The organism is Ruegeria sp. AB5 (genome assembly GCF_056542645.1).
On the sequence record NZ_JBQGAE010000038.1, the window covers coordinates 1 to 4,776 of the forward strand.

General features: G+C 52.8%; 4 protein-coding genes. All 4 read right to left on the bottom strand.

Translation table 11 applies throughout. From position 1 onward, the window contains the following. Positions 1–330: 330 nt before the first annotated feature. The gene (locus ACR0L4_RS23295) at positions 331–1,320 is read right to left on the bottom strand and encodes a HupE/UreJ family protein (protein WP_480515578.1); all 990 of its coding nucleotides are present in this window, start codon (positions 1,318–1,320) and stop codon (positions 331–333) included. Next, the gene (locus ACR0L4_RS23300; protein WP_480515580.1) at positions 1,317–2,147 is read right to left on the bottom strand and encodes a peptidyl-prolyl cis-trans isomerase; all 831 of its coding nucleotides are present in this window, start codon (positions 2,145–2,147) and stop codon (positions 1,317–1,319) included. The genes ACR0L4_RS23295 and ACR0L4_RS23300 overlap by 4 nt, the downstream gene beginning before the upstream one ends. Before the next feature lie 159 nt (positions 2,148–2,306). Continuing rightward, positions 2,307–4,232 carry a DUF3604 domain-containing protein gene (locus tag ACR0L4_RS23305; RefSeq protein ID WP_480515582.1) on the bottom strand — a complete coding sequence of 642 codons (1,926 nt, stop codon included), beginning with the start codon at positions 4,230–4,232 and terminating at the stop codon, positions 2,307–2,309. A 94-nt stretch (positions 4,233–4,326) separates the two neighbouring features. Continuing rightward, the coding region (locus ACR0L4_RS23310) for a hypothetical protein (protein ID WP_480515584.1) at positions 4,327–4,776 on the bottom strand (450 nt) is incomplete at its 5' end.

A 4,776-nucleotide genomic window follows, 5' to 3' on the forward strand; every position in this document is an offset into this window, starting at 1 on the left:
CAGAGCTTCTCGTTTGAACTCCGCGCTGTACCGCTTGTATCGCTTCGGCTTCGTCATTCGACACCTCCCGGCGCGGGCTGCGCCTATTCTAAGTGTCCACCAAATCAGAGCAAAACCACGCAGCCCAACATGGACATACACTATCCGCAGGCTGGACGAGATTAAACTATGGCTACGTAGGCAAACACACGTTGAGAAAGCTGCGAAGAGGACATTTGTGTACATGCTGTTCTACGCAGTTGCGCCTGTACGCAGTCGGATTCCGCCCAGTGCAAGCGAGTTGTCCTTTGAACCAATCCACCACCTCAACTCTCTGAGAGTCGCAGCGCTTCAAAACCCGCTTACGCGCTCTATGAGCCAGTACATCGACACTGAACCGATGCAATAGGCAGTAAACGCTGTCGGTGTTCGACTAACCGGAGGCGCAATCATTCGCCAGCTCGCTAGTAGAAGAGCCAATGCTCCTATGAAACTCAATTGTCCAGCTTCGACACCAAGGTTGAAGGAAAGCAGGGCTGCTGGAATATCGGTTGAAGGTAGTCCAATGTCGGCCAGTGCACCTGCGAATCCAAGGCCATGCAAAAGCCCAAATCCGAAACAGACAATCCAGGGTTTCTGTTTTGAAAGTCGGAATCTACCCTCGCTACCCTTTACAATCTCCATCGCCAGAAAAACGATTGAAAGGGCTATTACGGCCTCGACTGGTGGTCCAGGAACATTCAAAACCCCAAACGTTGCCAGTGCCAGTGTTATTGAATGCGCAAGCGTAAAAGCTGTTACCGCGCCCACTAGCCTCCAGGGATCGCGGACCAGTATGAATAGAGCAAAGACGAACAGCAGGTGATCCCAGCCTTCTAAGATATGTTCAAATCCCAACAGGAAATACGCGACCAAAACTGACCATGTTGTCTGTTCAAAAGGTATGGTTTGTAGGGCTGTTTCTGGGGTAAAACGAAGCGTCGTGGGTTCAGTATTTTGGGGATGCAAACGTACCAATACATCGTTCTTTTGGGTCTCCAGACCCTCAATCGCAATGGATTGACCCGCGACATTCACGCGACACTCGACAACCCAGGATGAAACCCAGGCTCTGCCATCTGAAATTGGGTCAGGGCCGCGCGCCGGGGCACAGCCATCCGGCAACACCGCCTCAATTGCCATCGGTTGACCATTCACATCGGGCTTTCGCCAATGAACGCTCCAAGTGTCTAAAGCGATTTGGCGAATTTCCAAGTATCCCGGATCAAGCGCATGCGCAGTGGCGTTACCAGCGGGCCACGTGAAAAGCAGTGCACACAAAATGCAGACCACAATTTTCATTTGGCCTGCCCCGAGAGATCGGGTGCCAAAATCTCGTAGTTATCGGCAAGAATCTCATATTGCGCCTGTGCCAGATCTTCGCTCATAGCGCGAAGCCAATCCCGCAGCACCGCACTGTGAATTTCTGGCAAAGGAGGTATTTGACTGGGTTCGGCGGCCAACACCTGAACCAGATGGGCCCCGTAACCTGACTGGATCGGCCCGGTCCACTGACCATCTTCGAGCTTTGTAAGACTCTCGGAAAATCCACCTCCAAAAACCGAGTCGATTACTCTCGTCGCGGTCAAAGGCATTGATGCGGGCAGCAGTGTAGACCTGCTTAAGACAGAAATCTCTTTGCCCGCGCGCAAGGCGGCCAATGCCCGATCGACTTCAGCCTTGCTTGGTTCTTCACCAAGAAAGACCTGAATGAAGGCCAGCTTGCTAGGCGTTGCGTAGCGCTCCGAGTTGTTTTGGAGAAAAGCCTCTAATTCTTTGTCTTCCGGAATAACTGACGCGGCGATCGCTTCGGTCAGGAAATCCATTTTTTGGCTGAGACGAGACCGGATCACGGAATCTCCACGATCGAGGCCAAGCTTTCTCGCTTCTCTGACCAGAACCTCTTCGCGAATTGTTGCATCGACCAAAGCTTGTAGCTCGGCATCGCCTGGGCGACGTTTCCACCGTGCTTCAAACTGATCAGACAAAAGCGCGACATCGTTTTCGTCGATTGTTATCGTCCCAATATCTTCGACAATCTTGTTTTCTGGTGTAACCATATGAAACCAAAAGAAAATAGCCGCGCCAATTAAGAAGAAATGGAACAGGGGTTCTTTCAATAGTCGCATGAAGGCTCCTGCGCGAAACGCGATCTGGTTTTACGTATCGGTGCTGACATCAGTCGATGGACCATTGCAAGAAAACCAACGCGTCGCGTATTTCAACAGTTTGGTGAACCGACCAAGGTCGAGGCTACTACCTCGGTCCCCAATGCCGCTGACGGCAGTTCACTCTGCAGGTGTGTACCAAATCGGGGAAGAATACGCGCGCTCCTGATGTGTTAGTACCGCGCCTTCCGGTAATTCGGCGCCAAATCTCAGTATATCGTAAAGAATCCAACGCGGGGTGGGAATTTCGATCGCGCGTACGTAATAAAATGCCCGAGCATTCGGATCGAATTCAGGATCAGACCAAACCGTTACAAGTTCGGCGGTGCCGATTGTGTTGGTCCAACTGGCGGTCTCCACGTCCACAGTGTTTCCTACTGCAGGGATTTTGCCATTTTGATCAGCAACTCGGTTATCCGACCACGCCACGTCGTAAACCTTTTCCTGCAATGCGCCTTCTTCGGAATCGAGCCATCCCTTTACGACCTGCACGCGGTCCAGATTGGCACCAACCGGGTCGCGTAATGCAGCGATCAGGAATGCCGGCGCACCTTCACCATCACGAGGGCGAAGGTCCGAACCCATTGGAACACCTTTGGTATAGCCCACATCAGCAAGGAAGCGGGTTTCAATATCCGTGTCGTTGAAGTCCCATCCACCAAAGAACCGCAGCCCGATCCGAGGCCCGGTGGTTGCATAAGTTTCGCGTCGCTTGAACGCATCGAAGATTGCCGCGCGTGTATTGTCGGTTGCCCAAACGGCGGTGTACCCAGAAGCAACAAGAAGGTCGCCGGGAATTTCGCCGAGATCATTGGCGATGAAAGGATGCTTGATCCTCGTGGCCGAAGGTTCAACACTGACGGATTTTCCAAAAAAATTGTCCTCTTCGGCAGTCGCCAAAGAAGTATGGCTATCGGTCGCTCCGCCCATTCCGAACTTATATGGGTTCACGCCGAACTTTTCTTCCAACAACAAGCCGCGCTTCAAAGCTTCTCGGGCGTATTCGCCGGCCAGCATGTCATCCGTTTTCAGTTCGGTTATGTCGAGGTTGCCGACATCCCAGTTTTCGTAGTCAGCAAACTCATCATCCGGGCTCAAGTATGGGTGTGCTTCGCCGTCGCCTTTGATCTGAGTGACTTCGTAGTGGGGCTCCCATTTCGCGCGGGCAGCCACGTAGTCCTCGTCGACCTTGCCGCCGTGATAGGTGTCTTCGGTTGGGAACATCCACCCGTTCGACAGGTTCCCGTTATGAGCGAAAGCAACGGCGCGCCCGCCCGTTTTTTCCTGATACTCGTCAAGCCAAGCATAGAGCGCCTTTGGGTCCGTATCACCAAAGGGTGGTTGCGTGACCGGAGGCACCATCTGAAGCGCCCTGTTTGGCCCATCGCGTAGCATGACGTTCCGGTGCAAATTGAAACCTTTTGGCACAGAGGTCCACTCGAATCCGATGAACGCAGTAAAATTGCCGGGGTCGTTATGTTGTTCCGCAGCCAGAACGATTTGCTCCCATGTAAAAGCAAATGCATCTGCACCCGGGCTGTAAGACTCCAGCAGGACTTCCGGCAGGGTCATTTGTGAGAAATTAGTAATGATATCGAACGCCGCTTTACCGGCCTCTTCGCCGCCCGCCTTGTAACCTTCGTACCATTCCAAACCTTTTGGATCAGCAAGAACGCCCGGCTTGCCAGCCTGTAGGTCCGGGGCAAATCCCATTAGGTCAGTGTGATCCGTAAGAACCATCCAGTCCAGAGGTCGGGCCAGTCTCACTGGTTGACCCGTGGATGAAATGACCTGCTCCCCCTTTGCGAAGCGCCAAGCTTCATCAGGCAGCAGAGTGTTCCCGAAAGCACCCGCGTCCAGCGAAAGCCCGGTGTGAAGATGCGAGTCCCCCCACAGCGGACGCTCAGGGAAAGTGCGCTGAGCATATGGGGAATACGGTTGATCTGAGAATAAGTCTTCAGCCGCCTCTTTGCTAGGAACGGCGTCGGCGACGACAGCCGTTGGTGCCAGTACCAGTGATAAAAAGTATACAAAAGTACGAAGCATTTTGACCTTCCAAATCAAGATTACATAGTGGTGTCGGTGAATTACATCGCAAAAATTTATATTCGTATTTCTCTATATCACATCAAGTTTCCATTTAGTGGAAATTTTCAGCTCTCGGCTTTGTTGGAACAATGCAAATAGGAGAATCGGCTGAAGTAGCCCGTTTGGCAAAGGCTCGATAAATCCTATCCTCGATCACCGCGCGAACGGCGGCTTGGGAGAAATGCGATGCAATGTAGTATGAATTGACGAATGTCCCGCGTGGATCGTAATTACACCTTTGCAAAGTCAGCTTTCGCCAGACATAGCCGTCATTTGTGATTACCGCAGCGCGGGCTATTTTGGGCTCGGAGCTGACCTCGGTGTCGTCGCAGCATTGCCCCTTTCCCCACATCACACAGACCTTACGGACGGCCCAATGCAGCCGTTCGACCTTGCTCACCGTCGCCGCGCTGCAGCCCGCATTGTGGATGGGGTGGATGGCTCCTGCTCCCTCGGCGTCACAATGCGCCATACTGCAGTTGTCATCGACTGCTAGGAAAGG

Coding starts and splice junctions, on each gene's coding strand:
- ACR0L4_RS23295 (WP_480515578.1), bottom strand. CDS start 1,320: ATGAAAATTGTGGTCTGCATTTTGTGTGCACTGCTTTTCACGTGGCCC.
- ACR0L4_RS23305 (WP_480515582.1), bottom strand. CDS start 4,232: ATGCTTCGTACTTTTGTATACTTTTTATCACTGGTACTGGCACCAACG.
- ACR0L4_RS23300 (WP_480515580.1), bottom strand. CDS start 2,147: ATGCGACTATTGAAAGAACCCCTGTTCCATTTCTTCTTAATTGGCGCG.